14 protein-coding genes are annotated in these 17,897 nt (G+C 50.6%); 5 read left to right on the top strand and 9 right to left on the bottom strand.

Annotation, left to right across the window (positions count from 1 at the left end):
* Nucleotides 1-26: 26 nt before the first annotated feature.
* A complete protein-coding gene (locus ACQSGY_RS16550; RefSeq protein ID WP_427052688.1) occupies nucleotides 27-1,088 on the bottom strand; it encodes a LacI family DNA-binding transcriptional regulator in 1,062 nt (353 codons plus the stop codon).
* Between the two features lie 201 nt (nucleotides 1,089-1,289).
* On the opposite strand from ACQSGY_RS16550, the gene ACQSGY_RS16555 reads away from it, so the two are divergent.
* Nucleotides 1,290-2,621: a glycoside hydrolase family 125 protein gene (locus ACQSGY_RS16555; RefSeq protein WP_427179453.1), complete on the top strand. Its 1,332-nt coding sequence runs from the start codon at nucleotides 1,290-1,292 to the stop codon at nucleotides 2,619-2,621.
* An 87-nt stretch (nucleotides 2,622-2,708) separates the two neighbouring features.
* Here ACQSGY_RS16555 and ACQSGY_RS16560 read toward each other — a convergent pair whose 3' ends face one another.
* Together ACQSGY_RS16560 and ACQSGY_RS16565 are read right to left on the bottom strand one after the other, a co-directional pair.
* Nucleotides 2,709-3,764, bottom strand: a complete 1,056-nt coding sequence (locus ACQSGY_RS16560; RefSeq protein WP_427052689.1) for a Gfo/Idh/MocA family protein — start codon at nucleotides 3,762-3,764, stop codon at nucleotides 2,709-2,711.
* A 54-nt stretch (nucleotides 3,765-3,818) separates the two neighbouring features.
* Nucleotides 3,819-4,706, bottom strand: a complete 888-nt coding sequence (locus tag ACQSGY_RS16565; RefSeq protein ID WP_427052690.1) for a sugar phosphate isomerase/epimerase family protein — start codon at nucleotides 4,704-4,706, stop codon at nucleotides 3,819-3,821.
* Nucleotides 4,707-4,835: 129 nt separating this feature from the next.
* On the opposite strand from ACQSGY_RS16565, the gene ACQSGY_RS16570 reads away from it, so the two are divergent.
* Complete coding sequence (locus ACQSGY_RS16570) at nucleotides 4,836-5,732, top strand: AraC family transcriptional regulator (RefSeq protein ID WP_427052691.1); 897 nt, start codon at nucleotides 4,836-4,838, stop codon at nucleotides 5,730-5,732.
* Nucleotides 5,733-5,864: 132 nt separating this feature from the next.
* Here ACQSGY_RS16570 and ACQSGY_RS16575 read toward each other — a convergent pair whose 3' ends face one another.
* Nucleotides 5,865-6,548 (bottom strand): serine/threonine protein kinase, encoded by a 684-nt coding sequence (locus tag ACQSGY_RS16575; RefSeq protein WP_427052692.1) that lies wholly within the window; start codon nucleotides 6,546-6,548, stop codon nucleotides 5,865-5,867.
* A gap of 423 nt (nucleotides 6,549-6,971) precedes the next feature.
* Nucleotides 6,972-7,154 carry a hypothetical protein gene (locus tag ACQSGY_RS16580; RefSeq protein ID WP_427052693.1) on the bottom strand — a complete coding sequence of 61 codons (183 nt, stop codon included), beginning with the start codon at nucleotides 7,152-7,154 and terminating at the stop codon, nucleotides 6,972-6,974.
* A gap of 289 nt (nucleotides 7,155-7,443) precedes the next feature.
* On the opposite strand from ACQSGY_RS16580, the gene ACQSGY_RS16585 reads away from it, so the two are divergent.
* Nucleotides 7,444-8,361: a RecB family exonuclease gene (locus ACQSGY_RS16585; RefSeq protein ID WP_427179455.1), complete on the top strand. Its 918-nt coding sequence runs from the start codon at nucleotides 7,444-7,446 to the stop codon at nucleotides 8,359-8,361.
* 151 nt (nucleotides 8,362-8,512) lie between these two features.
* Here the strand turns inward: ACQSGY_RS16585 and ald are convergent, their stop codons facing one another.
* Nucleotides 8,513-9,646 (bottom strand): alanine dehydrogenase, encoded by a 1,134-nt coding sequence (gene ald / locus ACQSGY_RS16590; RefSeq protein ID WP_111271596.1) that lies wholly within the window; start codon nucleotides 9,644-9,646, stop codon nucleotides 8,513-8,515.
* Nucleotides 9,647-9,835: 189 nt separating this feature from the next.
* On the opposite strand from ald, the gene ACQSGY_RS16595 reads away from it, so the two are divergent.
* Nucleotides 9,836-11,506, top strand: a complete 1,671-nt coding sequence (locus ACQSGY_RS16595) for a PucR family transcriptional regulator (protein ID WP_427052694.1) — start codon at nucleotides 9,836-9,838, stop codon at nucleotides 11,504-11,506.
* Here ACQSGY_RS16595 and ACQSGY_RS16600 read toward each other — a convergent pair.
* Nucleotides 11,503-11,706 (bottom strand): hypothetical protein, encoded by a 204-nt coding sequence (locus tag ACQSGY_RS16600; RefSeq protein ID WP_427052695.1) that lies wholly within the window; start codon nucleotides 11,704-11,706, stop codon nucleotides 11,503-11,505. The genes ACQSGY_RS16595 and ACQSGY_RS16600 overlap by 4 nt on opposite strands.
* Before the next feature lie 350 nt (nucleotides 11,707-12,056).
* On the opposite strand from ACQSGY_RS16600, the gene ACQSGY_RS16605 reads away from it, so the two are divergent.
* A complete protein-coding gene (locus ACQSGY_RS16605) occupies nucleotides 12,057-14,135 on the top strand; it encodes a hypothetical protein (protein WP_427052696.1) in 2,079 nt (692 codons plus the stop codon).
* A gap of 188 nt (nucleotides 14,136-14,323) precedes the next feature.
* Here the strand turns inward: ACQSGY_RS16605 and ACQSGY_RS16610 are convergent, their stop codons facing one another.
* Both ACQSGY_RS16610 and ACQSGY_RS16615 read right to left on the bottom strand, forming a co-directional pair.
* Complete coding sequence (locus ACQSGY_RS16610) at nucleotides 14,324-16,183, bottom strand: sigma-54 interaction domain-containing protein (RefSeq protein WP_427052697.1); 1,860 nt, start codon at nucleotides 16,181-16,183, stop codon at nucleotides 14,324-14,326.
* 572 nt (nucleotides 16,184-16,755) lie between these two features.
* A complete protein-coding gene (locus ACQSGY_RS16615; RefSeq protein WP_216515973.1) occupies nucleotides 16,756-17,679 on the bottom strand; it encodes a proline dehydrogenase family protein in 924 nt (307 codons plus the stop codon).
* Nucleotides 17,680-17,897 lie beyond the last annotated feature (218 nt).

The raw sequence follows: 17,897 nt of genomic DNA on the forward strand, positions 1-17,897 counted from the left end.
CCTGACTTGTTTGTAGATATTTTACTCTACGCCGATTCCCGCGGAATCAACGTGGTTGATAACATGACGGTTTCCTTCGGAGTGCCAAGCCGCTCGATGCGGCGCTGCAAGGCTTCGACGGCACGTTGTCCAAGCTCCTCTTTGCACAGATGTACTGTTGTCAGAGGGGGAGAGGAGGTGGCTGCTGTGTACACGTTATCAATCCCGATCACGAGACAATGCCCAGGTACGGAAATGCCCATCTGTTGCAGTCTGTGCATCCATTGCAGAGCAATGTCGTCATTGGCGCCAATCCACGCATCAGGGCGCTCTTCGACGGGGAGTCGCTCGATCGCAGCGGCAAGCTTGTCTACCCATCTCCCGTTTTCATAAGCAACATTCCAGGTTTTAAAGCTAACGGCTTCACTCGCTTCGGTATGAAAATGATTCAAAGCCAGCTCAATCCCGATCTTGCGCTGCGCAAAACTGGCGGCACGTCCATCATCGGTAATCAAGCCGATGCGTCTGCACTGCTTCGATATGAGATATCTGGCTGCCATAATGCCTGCTTCCAGATTATCGTGGCTGATCGTATCACAGTTCAGCAGGGGCTCCTGATGATCGACCAAAATCATGGGACGCCCGGTCTGTGCCAGCGTTTGCAGCACGGTATGCGGGAAAGCGCCCATAACGATAATTCCGGCACAGCGTGTCCAGTCGAGATGAGGTGCGATCGCTTTTTCAGGTGTGATGTCTTTGGCAGGCATATCGAGCGAAGGGGACACAATTACGTGATGCCAGCCTTGCTCGTTACAGCCAGAGATAATCCCTGACAGGACACGCTGCCAATAGTGCGGCTCGCCTCGGTTAAGCTGATTCATACAGATGAGGACGAATGGGGGCTCGGCAGCATTAGCTGGATTGGGTCCTGCGGGATGGCTTGCCGAGCCTGGTGTATTTTGACGATAGCCTAGCGCGCGGGCAAGCTCGAGCACACGTGCACGTGTCGATTCACTGACACCCGTTTTGCCGCTGAGCGCGCGGGATACGGCGTATTTGGACAATCCGAGCTGGTCAGCCAGCGTCTGGATGGATACTTTTCGAGACATATCGTTACTCCTTTTAATAGGACATATCAATGACTTGTTTTTACGAACAGCTGAAAGAAATGTGAATTGACGTACATACATAGAACAAGTACACTTACAGGTAATAACGTTATTATAAATTATAATAACAAAAATAACAATATTATTTTAAAATCTAAACAGGTTGATTAGCCGGTTTACACAGAAACGGAGAGGACTCCCATCGAACAATTCAGATTACCTAAAATCCCGATGCCTGACCTTGAATTGCCTCAAGCTGTCCTGGATGTGTTAGCTGAAGCGGATGAGCAATTACAGCACAGGCCAAGACTGCTGGCACAGTTTCGCCATTGTTTTCCGAACACACTGGAGACGACGACCAAGCTGTTAGATGACGGTACCACCTTTGTTATTACGGGAGATATTCCCGCCATGTGGTTGCGCGATTCGGTCGAGCAGGTCATGCATTATGTGCCGCTTGCGAAGCAAGACACGCAGCTGCAGCGAATTATCGGAGGCTTGATTAAACGACATACTTTTTATGCAGACATGGATGTGTATGCGAACGCATTTAATGAAACAGCTAATGGCTGGCACTGGGATGCCAATGATGAGACAGATATGTCGCCTTGGGTGTGGGAGCGGAAGTTCGAGCTGGATTCCCTGTGTTTCTCGATGAAGCTCGCATATACATATTGGCGTGAGACGGAGCTTACGGATATTTTTGATGAACGTTTTAAAAGGGTCATGGAACAGATATTGCAGCTGTGGGAAATGGAGCAGCGGCATACAGAGCAATCTCCGTATCGGTTCATGCGGCGTAACTGTCCGGCTCACGATACACTGCGCAATGAAGGGCTTGGGATGCCGGTAAACTATACGGGCATGATCTGGTCCGGCTTTCGTCCAAGTGATGATGCCTGTGATTTTCATTATAATATCCCGGCGAATATGTTTGCCGCAGTTACGCTCAGCCAGATGGGGGAGATGGCGAGATGGGTGTTCCGGGATGAACAGCTGGTGAGCCGTATGGCGAAGCTGGAGGAAGAAATCCGGCACGGCATCGCTTTATACGGTACATATCGTCATCCGGTGCATGGACTCATCTATGCGTATGAAACGGACGGTTATGGCAATGTCTGTCTTATGGATGATGCGGGCACACCGGGCCTGATGTCGATCCCGTATATTGGATATGTTTCTGTGCAGGATGAGGTGTACCAGAACACACGGCGGTTTATTTTGAGTAAAGAAAATCCGTATTACTATGAAGGTACAGCTGCCAAAGGCATCGGTAGTCCACACACACCTCCGGGGTACATCTGGCACATGGCGCTGTCCATGCAAGGGTTAACGGCAGACAATGATGCGGAGATGCTGGCGATGATTGACCTGCTGGAGAAGACGGATGCGGGCACAGGTTACATGCATGAAGGCTTTCACGCTGATGATCCTGACACGTTTACACGACCTTGGTTTGCTTGGTCGAACAGCTTGTTTGCACTGCTGGTGTATAAGGCGATGAAGCAAGGGATTTTGGCAGCAAATAAGTAAAATTAAAAGCCCGGACTGTCCACAAATATGGCGGTCCGGGCATTCTTGGTATGTCATTCCTTCTTGAATAGGACAATTGAGAAGTGTCTATATCGTTCGCAACAGATCAGCGATCAGCACCTTTTGTCCGGTACGTGCGCTTTCGAGGGACGCGAGAACCATAGCCATGCTGTACTGGTTGTCGCTGCAATCCGTCTCAGGCAGACGTCCTTCTTCGAGAGCAGTAAACATTTCCTCCAGACAGCCGTGGTGTCCGGTTTGGTCCATCACCGGCAGCTCAGCTTCAATTCGTTCACTACGCTGGAGGAAGGATAACTTGCCATCGTTCTCTAGTGTAGGTGTGTTTACCACTTCAGCATAGATGCTGTCGTGTCCATCCCAGATGGCGGTTCCTTTTTCACCCGTCACACGCCAGTTTGCTTCCCAGGATGTAGGTACTCCCTCTGCACACCAGGACCCGCGGTAATCGAACACAGACCCGTCAGACATCTCGAAAATGCACAGCGCCATCGCATTTCCTTTATACCACGATCCCGGGGGATTGAATTCATGGCAGTAGACCGAAAGCGGATTTGCGCCAAGGATATAACGTGCCTGGTCAAAGGTATGTATCGCCATATCAAGCAAGAGCGGGCTGTCCATCAGGTCACGGAAGCCGCCAAAGTGCGGTCCGAGGAAGAAATCCGCCCCTGCATATCCCGGCTGACCAATCGTTCCACTGGAGATCAGCTGCCGATAAGCGCGAATGCGTGGATCAAACCTGCGGTTCTGCATGACAGCCTGAATGCGTCCTGTGCTGCGGGCGGTTTGCACAATGTCCGAGCAGTCCGAGAACGATTCTGCCAGCGGTTTTTCGCCAAAGACGTGACAGCCCGCTTGAAGTGCGGTCATGGCCACATCATGATGGCTGGAAGGAATGGTTACATCGAAGACGATGTTGGCATCTGTGGCTTGAAGCGCATCACGTATATTGGTGAACGTAGGACATTCCAGACCATGCCGCTGGGCAAACGTCACTGCGGTTTGTTCATAGAGGTCAACGAGCCCTACGATGGCGGTATCTGGGCGTGCTTTGGCGTAGTCGGCCCAGGTGTTTGCCATGGCTCCGCAGCCTGCGATGATAACCCGATAAGTGTTGGTCATGTGTTCAACTCCTCGCGTAGATGTTCATGTTCATGTGGTAGATAGTTTATGTCTCTACACCGGGTTTGGGACAAAGCTGCCGCCGCGGCAGTGCTTCAAATAGTTGAGCGCGTGCACCTGCCCGGTCATCTCAAGCTCGTCGCGGTAAACCGGATCATGCCAGCCTTCAATATCAATGGTGCCCTGATATCCGTTCTGGCGCAAAATGGTGATAATATCAGCCCAGTTGCTGTCTCCGAACCCTGGCGTGCGATGCCATACAAATTCATGCGGACCATGCACACCGTGCTGCTTCACAATATCCCAGGCGATGGTTGCATCCTTGCCGTGTACGTGGAAAACTTTTGGAGCCCATTTGCGGAGCTGCGGAATCGGGTCGATCAAGCTGACCATCTGGTGGCAAGGCTCCCACTCCAGCCCGACATTTTCATCAGGCACAGCATTAAACATCATCTCCCAGGCGGTCGGATTATGCGCAATATTCCAGTCGCCCGTCTGCCACGTTCCACCCATATCACAATTTTCAAAAGCAATTCGTACACCCCGGTCTGCCGCCCGCTGTGCCAGTTCACCAAATACTTCCTTGAAACGAGGGATGGATTCGTCAATTGGCTGGTTGGTCAAACGTCCCGTGAAGCCGGAGACGATATCTGCGCCGAAGAGCTGCGCATGGTCAATGACCCGCTCCCAGCTTGCCAGGGTATCGGCATTATCCCCCGTCCCGGTGAGCGGATTACCGAACACACTGACAGCGGAAATGACGATGCCTTGTTCGTCAACGATGTCGCGCACACGTTTGGCCGTCTCGGCGAGATCAAGGTCGCCCGTCGTTTGCCAGAACGTCAGGTTAAAGGATTCAAAACCGTGCTGCATAATTTGCGGAATCACTCGAACGGCATCCTGGCCGCCGACAAGGGTTCCAACGCGTATCAATGAATTCATAGTTGTATTTCACTCCAATATTGGCTTATAGTCTTCGTGACACACTCATTATAGCCGTGCAGCTACGGGATGGCTCTAAACAATTTTGTGCTTTATTAGTCGGATTTTGTGTTGAGGGGGAAGAACGTCGTGCTGGACTTGAAAGCGCTTCATGAAGATACGCGAATTGATCATAAATCCCATCCGTTTCAGCTTTTCCAGAATCGTTGTTCCGGGAAAAAAATCGAGGAATGCATTCTGTACCTGCATTGGCATGAGCATTTTGAATGGATCATCATGCGTAAAGGAAGAGCGGTGTTCCATATTGACAGTCGGCCTTATGAAGCTGAGGCAGGAGAGGTCATTATCATTCCAGGGGGGGCTCTCCATGTCGGTTATGCATTGAATGAGGGAGACGTGCATTACGACTCCATTGTGGTGAATCGTGCGCTGTTCCAGGATTTTGCCAATGACCCTGTGCATGAGCAATATGTTGCGCCGTATCTGGAGGGCAGCGTGAGGTTTCCGGTGAAGCCAGCCGCCGAGAATGCGGCCTGTGAGGCCTATTATTCTTTATTAAATGAAGCCGTGGATGAAATGGCAACTCAGCCTCCGGCATATCAACTTGTCGTGAAATCCAAGCTGCATGCGCTGTTTACTTTGATGGCCCGGACGTTTATGCCGCATCAGCTACGGGACAGGTCGGGCGGAGCATATTTTCCCAACCGCGATCGGTTCAAGCAGTTAATTGCCCGGATCGAGGCCGATCCACAGGAGAAATTGACGGTTAGTGAGGCAGCAAGCCAAGTGGGGCTGAATGTGTATCATTTCTGCAAAATGTTCAAAAAGCTGACCGGACGTACCCTCGTGGAATACGTGAACGGATGCAGAATGAGTGAAGCCGTGCGTCTGCTGCAGGGCAGCAGCCTTACCGTTACCGAAATTGCTGCCCAAGTCGGGTGCGATAATGCAAACTATTTTACCAAGCTGTTCAAGCAGTACAAGGGCATGACCCCGTCACAGGCACGGGGTATGAAACAAGCGTAAGCGGTGGGTGGGAGAAGGTGAGCAAGGAAAAACCCGAGTATGGCCCTTGGCAGGAGACGAAACCCGGGTTGGTTGGCACGATGGATAGCAGTTTGTGATTAAAGCATATGACGTCCTCAGCAATCCGCCAGCTTATTTCAAAAATCGGGAGAGCAGCCGGTTTGCCTTTTTTGTAAGGTCCTCCATTTTGAGATTGGCTTGATCCAGCTGATTATATGCCCATTTGATTGTTTGCAGCATACGGGGGGATATAGGTGTGCCTTTGATACGCGGATAAATGTTGTGATAGGCCCACACCAGATGCTCCCAGCGGTGATCATTGCCCTCCTGAATATACTCCGATACGTCAAGCACTTTGCCGCGCCCATGCTGGAGCAGGACATTTTTAAGGTGAATGTCGCGTGGATTCAATCCACGCTGACGAACAGCTGCTCGTGCTGCGTCCACATCGAGCATAACCTGCTCGGGGACGGCGATTCCTTTTTCCAAACATTCCAGCAGGGTGTCTCCGGGTTCGTAACTGATGACCAGCATGTTCCGGCCACTGCCGTAATACGTCGGGAAATAGGGCAGGCCCTGGAGCTGCGTGTAAACGTGTTTTTCGTTATTTAATTTATCTAAAGCATGATCCGAGTACACTTTGAAGGCATACTGCGGCAAGCGATCGTACGTAAAAACAGCCGCATCCGTACCTACACCAATGCAGTGAATTCCTGCTGCCTCACCGATGATATTGACCAGTTCATTGCGATCGCTTCCGATGACTTGAATCTGTTGTAATGCTGCTTCCGCCTGGAACCAATCCGGCTGCTTCATGGGTGGCGCCTCCTTTGGGATATGCCTGTACATTAATTAATGGAATACTGCTGTGTGAAAATGTCGTGATTAACACCATGTAGGTGAGTAACCCGAGTAACTGGGCGTATGAGCACCATGTAGGTGGATAACACAAGTAACTTAGACGATCGCACCACGCTAACGAATCTGAGAAGCCTTATTTGGCTTCAAACTGGCACATAAAAATTGTAACGAATCGTAGTGACGCTATTTCAGTAAAATTACCCGTTTTAACCCTCACATAGGCCAAATTGAGGAGAATAGCGTCTTCTGGAATCGTTAGATTTTAAAAACCCTCTAAAAAGGGCAAATAAGCTTTGTAGGAATCGTTAGCGCTGCGGCAGTGTTAAATAGCGTGATCAACGGTACTATAGCGGATCAAGAACTGTTACTTTATTATTGCTACAATACCTTCGCTGCTCTACAATCGCTATCGCTTCTGCTGCTGCCTATTCGAAGGTACACTTCCGCTGCGCTGCTTGTCTTCTCATTCGCCAATTTGAAGTTGTACTTCTCCTGTTTCACCTTCCGATGTGCCCTTTGAAGTTGCATTCCGGCTTCGCCAAGCATCTCAAGTATCTCCAAGCATCTCCAAGCATCCTTACACGTTCTAACCTTCTGTATCCTGATGTAACTATATAAACGATACGGATTGCAACCTAAACGGTTGCGGGCAGATGAAAATAACGGAAGCCGGGTTGCGGCATGCGCGCAGGGGCTTTATACTGTGAGCAATAAAAGCATCTTCCAGCCCGATGTTATGTAGAGCGACGGAGGTAGCAATGAAGCATAGATGCGCTACAACCCCATCCTCCGGTACGATATGTATAACTGGCAGGGAGAGAGAGCAGATATACAGAAAGGCAGAATTCATATGGCACAATACCCGCAGTGGTCTTATTCGCAGTCGCGGGCCAATATGTTCGATGAGTGCCTGCGCAAATATTATTATCATTATTATGGTGCCCACAATGGCTGGAAAACAGAATCCGCTGACGAGATGCAGGTGCGCTTGTACCGTTTGAAGCAGCTGAGCAATTTGTATCTGGTCTTTGGTGATCTCGCACACCGGATGTGTGAGTCGGCAGTACGGAGCAGGGAGGATGGCAAGCCAAAGCCGCGTGAAGCTTTTTTGGAGCAAACGATGCGTGATCTGCTGAACCAGGCGTATAAGGAGTCGATGGACCCCGAGCAGTGGCGCCTCAACCCGAAGAATCGTACGATGCTGTCCGAAATCTATTATGGGGATGATACGTTAAGCGACCGGGTCGCAACGATTAAGGAACGTGCCGGGGCGTGCACCCGCAATCTGTACCAGACGCTGACGTGGGAAGACCTGTCCCGTGCAAGCACCTCCATTCTTGAGATTGAAAAATGGGATACGATGCTGCTGCATGACACTCGCGTGTATGTGAAAATGGATTTGTTGTACAGGCGCAGCAACGGCAACATTGTCATAGTAGACTGGAAGACGGGCAAGGAGGATGATTTCTCCGATCAGTTAATGCTGTACGCTGCCTATGTGAGAGAGCATTACCGGGTTCCGCTGGAGCAGATCGAGATTCGGGTGGAGTACCTGCTGACCGGCAAACATAAGGAGTTTATAGCAACGGAAGAGGATATACGCAAGGTCGAGGAGAACGTGGGGCGTTATATTGAGGAGATGCGCTCCTGTGTAGCCGATGAATATTACAACCGCCCGAAGGACATGTCTTATTTCACCCCGATGCCCTCATACCGGGCGTGTCGGGATTGCAATTTTCGTGAGGTATGCAGTGAACGGATCGTCTAGTGTGTGAGCTGCATCCTGTCCCCTTTCTTTTCCTTCCCTTTATGCAAAAAAAAGAAGCGCACCGCCCGGAGATATTCTCCTTCAGGCGCTGCGCTTCTATGCGTTCCACAGTCTGGACACGGTTGTATCCAGGTGGAACGGCCAGAAGAGCCTACTGGACGGCGGCGGCATTCTCCAGCGCCTGTCCCGCAGGAACATAGGCATGCCCGAGATCGCGGGCAACCGCCTCATACGTGATATGTCCATTCAGCGCATTCACTGCGCTGCGAATGGACGAACTGCCGCGAATCGCGGTGGCTGCACCGTGGTTCGCCAGCTGCAGCGCATAAGGCAGGGTGGCGTTGGTCAGCGCCACCGTGGACGTGCGCGGCACGGCGCCAGGCATGTTCGCCACCGCGTAATGCACGACACCATGTTTCACATAGGTGGGTTCATCGTGGGTGGTGATATGATCAATGGTCTCGACGATCCCGCCCTGATCAATCGCCACATCCACGATGACCGACCCCGGTGCCATGGTCTTCACCACCTGCTCGCTGACAAGCTTCGGCGCTTTGGCGCCCGGAATCAGCACCGCACAGATCAGCAGGTCCGCCCCGGCGACAGCGGACGCAATATTGGAAGGGCTCGATACAAGCGTCTGGATCTGGTTGCCAAAAATATCGTCCAGCTGGCGCAGACGCTGCAGATTCAGATCCAGAATCGTCACATCTGCCCCGAGGCCAATCGCAATTTTGGCAGCATTGGTACCTACCGTACCGCCGCCAATAATAACGACCCTGCCACGGCTGACGCCAGGCACGCCGGATAACAGAATGCCTTTGCCGCCTTCTGTTTTCTCCAGCAGCTGCGCACCGATCTGCGCAGCCATGCGTCCCGCTACCTCGCTCATTGGTGTAAGCAGCGGGAGAGAGCCGCCGACTTCAAGCGTTTCGTAGGCAATAGCGGTGACACGGTGATCGACCAGGGCCTGGGCAAGCGCAGGCTCTGCGGCCAGGTGCAGATAGGTGAACAGGATCAGACCTGGCCGGAAATAGCCGTATTCACTGGCAAGAGGCTCTTTGACTTTGAGAATCATATCGGCATCATGCCAGACTTGAGCGGCCTGTTCGACGATTAACGCACCAGCCTTTTCGTATTCCTGATCCATAAATCCACTGCCCAGTCCTGCGCCTTGCTCCACAAGGACCTGATGCCCGGCTCGTACGAAATCAGCCGCCCCGGCAGGAGTCATTGCTACACGATTTTCATTGTTTTTGATTTCTTTGGGTAACCCGATTCTCATCGCCATGCACCTCGTCCATTTAATGGTTGTTAGCTTATACTACAAGTTTATGACTCCATGTCTCGTTTTGCACCTTACATAATGTCTAGCTTTTGAAATAATGACTCAACATATTGTCGAAAAAACCTGTTCAGGACATCTGTCCATCGATTATAATGTAAGAAAAAATGACACTAAGAGGGATCGACTTTGCGAAATGACCGTGTATTTACCGTCAGAGATGTTCTGGAACGTCCGGTGTTCGGAAGAGCACGGCTTGCAGCAGGGCAAGAAGGTCTGAATCGTCAGGTGGGTTGGGTTCATGTTCTGGAAATCACCAATGTGTCTCCGTTTGTAAGCCCTCATGATCTTATTTTATCCACAGGGTTATGGCTTCAGTCGGAGGATGGACGCGAAGCCTATCTGATGCAGCTGATTCATCGTGAAGCGGCGGGCTTATGTGTGGAATTTGGAACGAGCATTGATGGCATCCCGGAAGCCTTGATCGAACTTGCCAACGAGCATCAGTTTCCACTGATCGTATTTGAGCAGCCGGTAAGGTTTGTGGAGATTACTCAGGATATTCACTCTTTACTTATTAACCACCAGCATCAGCTGTTGAAGAGTCTGGAGACTTATTCCCGTGAACTGCAGCAGCGCACCTTGCAAAGCACAGATATGTCAGCGGTGCTTGAACTGCTGCATATGTATGCATCCAAGCCGATTGTGTACATTTCGTCTATGGAGGCGGGCAGCTTTGTGCCCGGACTTGCCCCGGAGATGGAGCAGGCCATCTACAGCTGGTACAGCCAGGAGGTAGAGCAGCTTAATCTGAACGATTCGGCTACAGAGCTCTGGTTTCACATGGATGAGGAGCATGCACTGCTTTGTTATCCGGTTGTCTGTTTTGGCCAGGTATTCTCGGCGATCGGCATGGTAGTGCACCCTGCGACTGCTGTGGAATATCTGAAGCTGCTGCTGGATTATACAGCCAAAGCTGCGGCGGCACTGACGCTTCGTACTCAATTCCTTGAAGAGAAGATGGTACGCAGCCAGAATGAACTGATACAGGATCTGATGAATGGTCATATTCAGCAGGAGGAGCACGCGCGAACACGAATGGGGCTCCGGTTGCTGGTGAAGGGACAGTACTGGTTCGCGGGAGGTGTGCTGGAGATCGAGCATCGGATGAAGGGAACGGGACGGGAGCGAATGGAAGCGAATCATCAGGATATTCTGGTTCTGCTGCGTTCATTGCTGAAGAAAAATCATCTGACCAGCCTGCTCATGCTGAAAAATAACCAGATCTATCTCTGCTGCGCGAAGGAAGAGTCCCGAACCTCCTCGCGTCAGCAGCTGATGCAGGTGCTGGAAGGCGTTACGCAGCATATCAAGCGTTTTGCGGGGACCAACTTGAAGCAAGTCGAAATTCATGCCGGCTTTGGCAGGCTGCGTAATCAATTGACCCCTCTGAAGGATAGTCTTCAGGAGGCCTATCAGGTTATTGAAGTGGCGAGGTCGGTCAAACCGATGAAACATGTTCATTTCTATGATCGTATGGGTATATATCAAATGTTAAAAGCAATGCCGCCTTCCTTACTGCAATCCTTTGCAATGGACCATCTGGGAGTGCTTATGGAGCATGATCGGAACCATCAGTTGAGATTGGTCGAGACACTCCATGCTTATCTCTCGAATTTTGGAAGTAAACGAGCTGCTGCTGCACAGCTGTTCGTACATCGGCAGACCTTGTACAATCGGCTGGAAAAGCTGGAAGAGCTGTTGGGGCCGGACTACATGCAGCAGGACAAACGTTTGTGCCTGGAGATGGCCTTGCTTGCTAACGCCATGATTGAGGGCGGGGAGGGCCAGTCCTCTTAATTGGAGAAGCGTCCTCGGTAACGAATGGATTGGTTCGCAGAGGGAGCTCGAGATAATGAGCCGGGTGCTGCGAGACGATACGGAGACGTCATACGACCGGAGCGCCGCTGGGGTTCCAACTCTTGAACCGGGATGGTGAGTGCGTGCTGATTGAGCCACGCCTCAAGCCGTTTGGGATCAATGTCAAGTTGCCTGCTCAAATAACAGATATCGAGATGTTTTTTCACACAAATCCGCCTTTCCTGAATGATCGGGCTGAGAGTAGAGTACGAAAAGGAAGCACGAAAGGGAAGCATGAAACCAATCGGTTAACGTTGCTGTAGAGGTTTGCTCAGGGTGATGGGCGGTGTGTTCTATGTGTGAAGAAGCGGTCATGGTGTATTGGATGCGGTGTCTTAAATCTGATGTGAGCGCTTCTGTATCTTTTTTTCTATAAATTGGCTTTTATCAAGATTCTAACATTTCATATGCTTATGCGCGTCTCAATCTAGTCTCAAATATGAGAGATTAAAGATACTCGAAGTGCCAGAATCCAGTATGGAGGAAATGTATGGGAAACGGTAGTGAAGCTCAAAAAGAAACATATGTCAGGGACGGCAAGCGTTTCGTCGCGCGAACGAGAGAACTGATGATGCTGGAGCAGTGGTTTGAGCATGCTGAAGCGCCTATGACGATATTTTCAGTTACCGGAATGGGCGGGATTGGTAAATCGTCTCTGCTTTCAGAAATGCTGTCCGTGTCGAGGGACCGCGGAGCTACAGCGATCTGGATGGATGGACGTTCCTGCGGCACAACACCTTCGGTGTTTATGGATTATTTCTTGTCCACGCTGGGGCTTGAACTGGAACTGTTGGGCAGAGAAGCTGCACATCCGCTTTCTCTGGTGAAAGAAACGTCGAGGAAGAGGCGGCTGGTGATCGCTGTTGATAATTACGAGGAGCTTGCGCTGCTCGAAAGCTGGTTTATGGAAGTGTTCATTGCGAAACTTCATCTAAGCGGGGTGCTCATCATACTGGCGTCCCGTCCTGGACTGGCGGCGACTTGGCGGACCCACCCGCGGCTGTATCAGCGGCTGGTGCATATGCCGCTGCAGCACTTTACTGCGGATGAAATTACAGAGTATATTGCGATAGCTGGACGACTGAAGCCAAATGTGGCGGGAACGATTACAAGAATGACGGATGGACATCCGCTTGGACTCGCTCTTGCGGTCGAGGCAGCGGATCGCGACAGGAATCTGCCTTATGCAGAGTGGGCCGAGTTGTCCCATATGATCAGTGCCCGGCTGCTGCTGGAGCTGACCATCCCTCGTCTGCATCCGATGGTAGAGGTGTTAACCCTGCTGGAGGCGGCCAATCAGGAGTTGTTATCCGCCGTATTGGATATGGATGTGCAGCAAGAAGAATATCATATGCTGAAGAGAATGTCCTTCATTCGTTCTGCACCGGATGGCCTGGCTCTCCACGATATGGCGAGAGTGCATCTGATGCGTGATTTTCGGCAGCGTGAGCCTCATCGCATGCAAGCTATGCGTATTCGAATCGCTGAGCTGCTGAAGCCGCTCCATGAACAAGCGGGCCCACATGAGCGGCGGCAGATTGCGCGAAAGATGCTGATGCTCTGTCAGGAGTCGATGCTTCAGTTCCGCAAGTATGCCGATGTATCGAACGATTCGTTGTTCTCACCGCTTGAGCCGATGGATAGGGCGGACCTGCCTTCGCTGCACAAGCTGATGAAACAATGGAGTGAATACAGCGTTGAACCTTGGCAAGCTGTGAACTATGGTCCCTTTCTGGACGAATTGGCGCAGCGTTACCCGGACGGCATTGTACTGAAGCGGGACAAGCAGGGCGAGGTCATTGCGATGTTTATTACCGTGCTCGTGCACCGGGAGACCAGCGAATTGCTTTTAACCTATTTTCCGAACGAAATGAATGAATGCTTTGACCCGGAAGAGCTGAACCAGGACCCGGATGAGAGCGATACCCATTTTGCGGTGCTGGCTGCCGCGAGAAATGATGTACCAGGGTATACCCGTGAGGAACTGGTCGGATATATGATACTGGATCGTTTGTCGCTGCTGGGAGATGGGGCAAGGGCGATATTGGTTGCGACCAATCCGCATCTGAAGCTGTTTCTCAGAAGTATTGGCTTTCAGATGAGGGAAACTTCTACGCGTGCATGTGATCATTATGAGGATCGGGCAGATGTGCTTGAGCTGGATCTTCGCAGCGGGCAGTTCGGTGCCTGGGTGATGTCACTTCTGCATCCGGGCATGCCGGTTAATCCATTACAGGCAGGGTGGCAAGCATCAGGTCATCATATTAATAGGTGGTCTGAACAGGAGGTTCGCAAAATGCTGGGACAGCTGCACTCTCCGGGCGAGCTGCAGAAGTATGCTGACAAGCTTGCTGGTGTAAAGGGTGGCATTCAGGTGCAGCTATATGTGCTTGACTTGCTGGAAGGCAGAATACATGGCGTATCCCCGCAGGATCAGAAGCTGCTGCATGCCGCATACTGGACTCACGCTGGCAATCCAACTGCCGCAGCACAGGTTTGTTCTATGAGCCGGGCCACCTTCTATCGTCATCTCGGAAAGGCACTGAGCCGCTTGGCGAGAATATTGTAAAGGAACATGTGCGTATAACAGAGGGGGAGCTAAGTGAGTAATCCATCTGCAACCGCAAAAATTTTGAAACATAACATTACTGAAACAAAACAATCCGAAACACAACCTTCCAAAACGCAGCAACCGAAACGCAAAAATCCGCAGGTTGACGGCAGACGCCCGTTCCTGCGGATTTTTGTTTTCGTTTGTTATACATTTTGTAATCCAAGCCGCTTCATTCGGTTATACAGTGTGGCCCTGGAGATACCCAGCTGTTTGGCGAGGGTTCGCTTGTTTCCGCCAACTGATTCCAGGTATTGGAGCAGGAGCTGTGCCTCATATGCATCTAACTGCTGCTGATAAGAAGCAGTGGAGTGTTGGCCAGAGGCAGCTTCACTCCGGGTTTCATTTTCCCGCTTCATCGAGATGTGGATGGGCATGCTCTCTTGATTCGGTATGCCCGCGGCAGAAGTAAGTGAATCTGGCAAATATTCGGGTTTCACCTCTCCATCCATCGTTAGAATCGTTAAACGTTCGATGACGTTGCGCAGCTCGCGCACGTTGCCGGGCCAGTCGTACTGGAACAGCAGCTTGAATACTTCGGGCGGAATCACTTCAATATGCCGATTATAGAGCAGTGAGAACTCTTGCAAAAAGGTTTGGGTTAACTCATAGATGTCCTCTTTGCGCAATCGGAGCGGGGGAATGATGAGATTGATGACATTCAGCCGATAATACAGATCCTCCCGGAATTGATTGCGGGCAATCATGGCGGGAAGATCCTGATTGGTCGCAGCGATAATCCGGCAGTTGGCCTGTTTGGTGCGGGTTCCTCCAACCGGGAAATAACTCCGCTCCTGTAAAACACGAAGCAGCTTTACCTGGAGCTCGGAAGGCATCTCTCCAATCTCGTCGAGGAAAAGGGTTCCGCCATCTGCCAGCTCGATCTTGCCTTTTTTTCCCTTGGGATCAGCACCAGAGAAGGCACCTTTCTCGTAACCAAACAGCTCGCTTTCAAACAAGGAGGCAGGAATAGCTCCGCAATTAATGGCAATAAAAGGAGCAGCCTGCGGCTCGCGCAGATCATGTATCGCTTTGGCGAACAGCTCCTTGCCTGTGCCGCTTTCGCCAAGAATGAGCACTGTCGCAGGAGTAGTGCTGATTTTGCGAATCGTTTCCTGACATTGACGGATAATCGGACTGCTGCCCTTGATTCGGGCAAACGGGTCGGTCTCGGGACGAAGTCGTGCCACGGCTTTTTCCAGATGCTGAACCTTGGAGGTCATATGCAGCAATTCCTGATGCAGACGAATTTCAGTAGTAATGTCAACCTCTGCCGCTACGGCGCCGACGATGCGACCATCCAGCCTGACCGGGCGTGCGTTAATCAGAGTAAACAGATCGGGTCTGGGCTGGTGCTGCTTGCGGTAGACTGTTTCGCCAGTGTATAACGTTTTGAGAGATTGAAGTCGTTCTGGCGGGAAAAAGTTGGCGGCAGGCTGACCAATAATATCGGTTTTGCTGATTGAGAAAATATGTTCAGCGCCGGATGTCCAGTAGGCCACCTTGGCTTCTTCATTAATCAAAGACAGCGCAGAGCCAGCGGTTTCCAGCGTAGTTTCGAGATAAGCTTCCATCAGGCGATGGGCCTGATGCATGGACTTCATGATACCGGATGCGGAGAGATAACCGCTCCATTCGTCACGATCATTTTTGACGATCAGAAAAGGACTCTGGATAAACATCGGAATAACTTGCGCAAGCTCCAGAGTTGGCGGGATCACAGGCACGGGTAACATGCTGTGATGCGGCAAGCTGCGGGACGATAGGACCGGTGTATTGCATGACATGGTAGGTGAGCCATCCTCGATTAGAGGGCCTGGCTGGTCAAAGGATGCAGGATAAAAATAAGCCTTACCCGCCGCAGAGCGAATAAATACAGGGCGATCCAACGTAGTGTCGGAATCAGGATGTACAGGCGCATGAGGAAGTGCGCTAACGGGAAATTCATCGCAGATCAGCATGTCTGTTCGCGTCAGCTCTTTCAGCGTAGGAAGTAAATGTCTCATCAGGGTCACCTCGATTACAACATTCGAATTGGAAAATATTGATTAGAAAAATGGAGTTAGCATTATTATATCGTTTGGATAGAGGTGTGTATATATTTTTTGACATCGCTTGTTCGAATGAAGTGGGCAGGAATGATGGGTTGTAAAAAATACTTTTTGTATGCGTTATCAAAATAGAGACATTCAGAAAAGTGTTGATATTCCTGCAAAAATTAACTTTATATAGAAGTTTTAGTTGTTATATATGTTAATTTATATCACATAAAATAAGTGCGAAAACGGGGCTGGAAGGATAGCTGGGGAACAGGTGAGAACATCAAGTGAAGGTGGGAATTGAACGAAAAATTTAAATGATGTCTAATTTTTTGAACATAAAATTCAATGCATCTTGATTTTTAGACATCGAGTAAAATGAAAAAACCATGCGATCCGGTATGGATGAAGGAAGGCATGGTATAGTATGGGGCGATATTGTGAAAGGCATGGCGTCGTTTGAAGCGCTCTTGTGTACGACATGTTATGGTTCGGACGGATGCTGTGGAAGACAGGGTGCAGATCGGAGCGGTACACGGTTAACGAAACATGTTTTTGAGCACCATCCAGAGGTTGGCCGGTTTCTCAGCCAGACGGCGGGTGTAATATGGATACCACATCGTTCCGTACGGTACATAACACCGGATGCGATAACCCTCCTGTGCCAGACGCTCCTGTTCGCTCATTCGCAGGCCGTATAACATCTGGAATTCGAAAGCATCGGGGGAGATGTCCCGATCCTTGGCGTACTGTTTCGTCCAGTTGATGATGTGATCATCATGTGAAGCGACAGCGGTGTACACGCCCTGATCAAGATGATGACGAATCATCGTTTTGAACTGATGCATCACTTCGGCTGTACTCTGATACGCAACAGTGGCAGGCTCTTTATAGGCCCCTTTGACAAGGCGCAGCCGAATGCCCTCTCGAATCATGTCACGTGTATCTTCTTCCGTTCGATGCAAATAAGCCTGTAATACAGTACCTGTATTATCCAACCCTTCTGCATGAAGTCTTCGTACCAGGTCGAGTGTGGCTTGTGTGAATGGACTATCCTCCATATCAATGCGCACGAACAGATCATGCTGCTTCGCTTTGGCGGCAACGGTTCGAATGTTCTGATAACCGGCTTCGGGGTCGAGTGCCAGCCCCATCTGGGTCGGCTTCAGTGAAACGTTAGAGTCGGCTCCGCTGTGTGCTATGCCCTCAACCAGCCTTACATACTCATCTCTGTAAAGGGCCGCCTCGTTCAGATGAGTGATACCCTCTCCCAGATGATCGAGTGTCGCCATAATACCTTTGCTGTTTAATTTGCGTATTTCCTGAAGCGCCTCTTCCAGCGTGCTGCCAGCAATGAATTTGCCTGCAAGCTTTTTACCGTATTTAAGGGACAGGCTTTCTACTGCTTTATTGCCAGCCACGGTTAACAACGTTTTGCGGTATAGTTCGGTTCCGACACTCATCGTGCTTCCTCCTTAATAATTCATGATTGTGTATTTCTATATCTAGCAAAAAACGTGCCAAAAGCTGCTGTATGCAATTGCTGATGCCCTAATTTTTTTATGAACATTTTTATCTCCGCGAAATTCAAAAAAAATATTTCATTTTCAAGCGGAGTTGGCACGCTTCTTGCTTCATATATTTGAATGAGACGTAAGTGCTGCATGAGTCCGAGCTGCGA

This window comes from Paenibacillus sp. TC-CSREp1 (assembly GCF_050171015.1).
GTDB classification, from domain to species: Bacteria; Bacillota; Bacilli; order Paenibacillales; family Paenibacillaceae; genus Paenibacillus; species Paenibacillus silvae.